This is a genomic window from Butyricimonas sp. RTP31003st1_G1_RTP31003_210430 (genome assembly GCF_040920905.1).
Taxonomy (GTDB): domain Bacteria; phylum Bacteroidota; class Bacteroidia; order Bacteroidales; family Marinifilaceae; genus Butyricimonas; species Butyricimonas paravirosa.
Map to the genome: position 1 here is coordinate 1 of NZ_JBCOSQ010000128.1, position 3,756 is coordinate 3,756.

The following is a 3,756-nucleotide window of genomic DNA, read 5'->3' on the forward strand; positions in this document are numbered from 1 at the left end:
TTATTGAACTATTTATAATTTTGCAGTCATGAGAAAAGAAGGAATTTACACACTTTTTGAAACACTATCCATGATTTTGCATCCCTTTCTGCTTGAAAAACGTTACATTTGCTTTCATAATAAATAGCTATTTATGAAGAAGTCAATCGCTTTCCTGCCTAAGAAAAATCGGGAAGATCTGAAATACCTCGTTGAGTTAATTCTGGATAAGATTCCGGTGTGCGAAATGATCATCCTTTATGGGAGTTATGCTCGCGGTACTTACGTGAGTTATGATGAGCGCGAAGAATTTGGTATACCTACTTCTTTTAAAAGTGATTATGATATATTGGTCATTAATAGTGCATGGGGCTATGAAAAAATTGAAAATAAGTTGGTAAGCGTTCGCAATATTTACGACAAACGGGGGGATCATCGTTATCGGGTTCCCGTGCAGTTTATTCATGATAGCATAAAGAAAGTAAATGAAGATTTGAAATACAGTCGTTATTTTTATACTGAATTAAAGCGTGATGGGATAATGCTTTATAATAGTGGGAATAATAAACTGGCGAGACGGAAACCATTGAATTTTGGGGAAATAAAGAAACAAGGGGAAGAATATTTTAGAGAAAAATTCGCTAAAGCCAGACTTTTTATAGAGCAAGCTGTTTTTATGTATGATAAGGAAGAATATGTCATGTCTTCTTTTAATTTGCATCAAGCTTGTGAAAATTTGTTCAGCGCAATTTTGTTGACATTTACCCTGAAAAACGATAAGGAGCATAATTTAGAAGAGCTTTTTAAGGTTTCACGCGGATATGCTCCCGAACTGATTCGAGTTTTTCCTATTGGGAATGAAGAAGAAGAACGATTATTTAAAATACTTGTGTGTTCTTACATCGAAGCTCGTTATAATCCGGAATTTAAAGTAAGCCGGGAAGATGTTGAAGACTTGATGGTGAAGGTTGAAAAGTTTGGAATGGTTACAAAGGATGTGTGTGAACGGAGAATAAAGGAGTATGAAGGGTTGGCAAAGACAGAAAAGAAAAGGAGATAAGAATTGTGTAATTTAGAGGAGAAGTAATGGTCGTCTTATTGAGAATGGGGGGAGAAACTACCTTTTTTTCGAAGTTGATTCGGGACTTGCTCGTGGTTCATACAATCCGGATTACATGAGCCACGAGTAAGCTCTGTTTGACGAACGAGTGAGGGGTATTTTCTCGATTACTCTACGGTTAAGTTACGGTTATTTTTTGACTGTGTTACGAACCCACCATCCCTTTGTTCGAATCCTTTAAAATACAAAAAGAGAGTCAGCTTTTGTATGCTAGCTCTCTTGTTCTTGCTCTTTTTTGCGGAGAGGGAGGGATGACTCGAAGTCCTTCGGACTTCTCATGAACGCGTTACGAACCCACCATCCCTTCGTTCGAATCCTTTTAGATGCAAAAAGAGAGTCAACTTTTGTATGCTAACTCTCTTGTTCTTGCTCTTTTTTTGCGGAGAGACAGGGTTTTGAACCTATAACTCTAACCGCTTATATTTCAGCTACTTTGCTTTCAAAATTTCAAATAGGTAACGAAACAGTAACGATTTTCAGATGTTGGGCTTGTCCAACTTTGACCGCTGTTTGTCTGCCTAACTTTCGGGTTCAAAGATACGGCTTTCTTTTGAAACTCGCAAATATCTGATAATAAATATTTTTGGGTTAGTGCAAGGTGCAAGCTATATATATAAATATATACTTGCACCTTGCACTAAAAAAAGCACTGGGGTACAAATGGTTAAAACAAAATCCGTATCTTCGTAACCGATTAAAAACAAACGTGTATGATAATAACTAACCGTGAAGAAGTAATAGATAAAGCGTTCGGCGTATTTGTCAGGATGAACTACGAGAAAGCAAGCATTATCACGCTTGCCAAAGCCTGCGGGGTGACAAAAACGGGTATCGTTTATTATTTTCCGCACAAGCTGGATTTATTCATGGCTGTGGCGGACAAATACGTGTTGCAAATGCACGAACCGGAAAACAAGTTTGCCGCTCCTGCCGATACGTTGGCGGAGTTCATCGGGCAATACGTGGCGGGGGTAGCCGCTTCCATGAAAAGGATTGTTGAACTAATTGGCGATAATAGCAGCCCGCATGATTGTAGTCCTAACTTCTACTACTTTCACTTTCTGTCACAAGTGCGCATGTACTATCCGGGCATCAGGCAGAAAATTGAGAAAATCTACCGACAAGACTATGACCTATGGGAGAAAGTCATACAGAAGGCAAAAGAAAGCGGGGAAATCAGGAGCAACACGGACGTGAAGAAAACGGCTATCATGTTCCGGCAAATGTTTTTAGGACTGTCATACGAACAAGCATTTCTAAACGGTTTGAACGTGGACGAACTGGCAGAAAATTTTCGCCATATCTATTCGCTGCTTAAAACCTGATACTCTTTTGTTTTTTTAACCTCGATTATTTTTGAACAGATGTTCAAATAATGGTATTTTTATCTTATCTTTGGAGCGAAGCAAAATTCAGCGACATGAATAAGGTTCAGAAACAAAGAGGAAGCATCGTGCTACACAAAGAAACAAGGGACGGTACGGACTACATACGGATAGAATATGCGAACAGTCAGGCTGTCGCCCTGCTGCTCGCCCAAGACACGGGCATGGAAATGGCTGGTAACGGCTCTGCATATATAGCGTCAGCCGCTTTCAGCCTGCCGGATTTCTACGACCGCTATTCACCCCACGCCTATATTGATTACAGCCGGGTTTACGTGCGGCATCCCAAACCCAAAAGGGAATACACACTGCCGAAAGGCTACTTGGAACTGCTGGAACAGAAGCGGTACAGCCTTTCCACCATAAAAGCCTATAAAATCTATTTCAGCGACTTCATGGAATACCACAAGGGGCATGACCTTGACCTGCTGACGGTCGAGGACATCAACAGTTATATGCTCCATATGGTAAAGGAAAAACATATATCCGCCACCCAGCAGAATATGCGTATCAATGCTATCAAGTTCTATTACGAGAAAGTGCGGAAAGGCAGGCGGCAATATTATGGCGGGATAGCCCGTGCGAAAGAGTACAAGGCGTTGCCCGAAGTATTAAGCCGGGAAGAAATGAAAAGCATCTTCGCACAGTTGCCCAATCGAAAACATCGGTGTATGATTTCTCTTATATACTCTGCCGGACTACGCCGAAGCGAACTTTTGAACCTTACCCCGAAAGACATCATCAGCGAACGTATGCTAATCAGGATTGCCGGGAAAGGGAAGAAATGCAGATATTCCTTGCTGTCGGAAAAGTTGCTCAACGAATTAAGGGCTTACTACCGGGAATACAGACCGCAGAAATGGCTTTTTGAGGGCGAACAGTCGGGCGAACAATACTCACCCAGCGCACTGGTTAAGGTGTTGAAAGAAGCGGCAAGAAAAGCCGGAATAAAGCACCGGGTACACCTGCACATGCTCCGGCATACATTTGCCACCCACCTACTTGAACAAGGGACTGACCTAAGAACCATACAGGAACTTATGGGACATACCGACATAAAAACAACAGCAATTTACCTGCACGTGTCGAACGCCCATAAAGCCAAAATACCCAATCCGCTGGATTGTTTAGATGATGATTAGGCAGTGATTTAATAGTGAATAGGAACTGCACCATAAGGTGCGTTTATCGAAAAATTATCAGTAATTAAATAGTGTAACATTATGAATATATATGAAATTGGACAAGACTTTGATAATTACAAGTTCTTTG

General features: G+C 40.9%; 3 protein-coding genes. All 3 read left to right on the forward strand.

Annotation, left to right across the window (positions count from 1 at the left end):
* The first annotated feature begins 133 nt into the window (after nt 1-133).
* The 3 genes from AB5542_RS21065 to AB5542_RS21075 all read left to right on the forward strand — a co-directional run bounded on the left by AB5542_RS21065 (nt 134) and on the right by AB5542_RS21075 (nt 3,626).
* A complete protein-coding gene (locus tag AB5542_RS21065) occupies nt 134-1,039 on the forward strand; it encodes a HEPN domain-containing protein (protein ID WP_087421272.1) in 906 nt (301 codons plus the stop codon).
* A 770-nt stretch (nt 1,040-1,809) separates the two neighbouring features.
* Nucleotides 1,810-2,424 (forward strand): TetR/AcrR family transcriptional regulator, encoded by a 615-nt coding sequence (locus AB5542_RS21070; protein WP_202194282.1) that lies wholly within the window; start codon nt 1,810-1,812, stop codon nt 2,422-2,424.
* 95 nt (nt 2,425-2,519) lie between these two features.
* Nucleotides 2,520-3,626, forward strand: coding sequence for a tyrosine-type recombinase/integrase (locus AB5542_RS21075; RefSeq protein WP_032532373.1), 1,107 nt, complete (start codon nt 2,520-2,522; stop codon nt 3,624-3,626).
* The last annotated feature ends 130 nt before the right edge of the window (nt 3,627-3,756 follow it).

What these genes read in the sequence shown, in the direction of transcription:
- AB5542_RS21070 (WP_202194282.1), top strand. Translation starts at nt 1,810, where the DNA reads ATGATAATAACTAACCGTGAAGAAGTAATAGATAAAGCGTTCGGCGTA.
- AB5542_RS21065 (WP_087421272.1), top strand. Translation starts at nt 134, where the DNA reads ATGAAGAAGTCAATCGCTTTCCTGCCTAAGAAAAATCGGGAAGATCTG.
- AB5542_RS21075 (WP_032532373.1), top strand. Translation starts at nt 2,520, where the DNA reads ATGAATAAGGTTCAGAAACAAAGAGGAAGCATCGTGCTACACAAAGAA.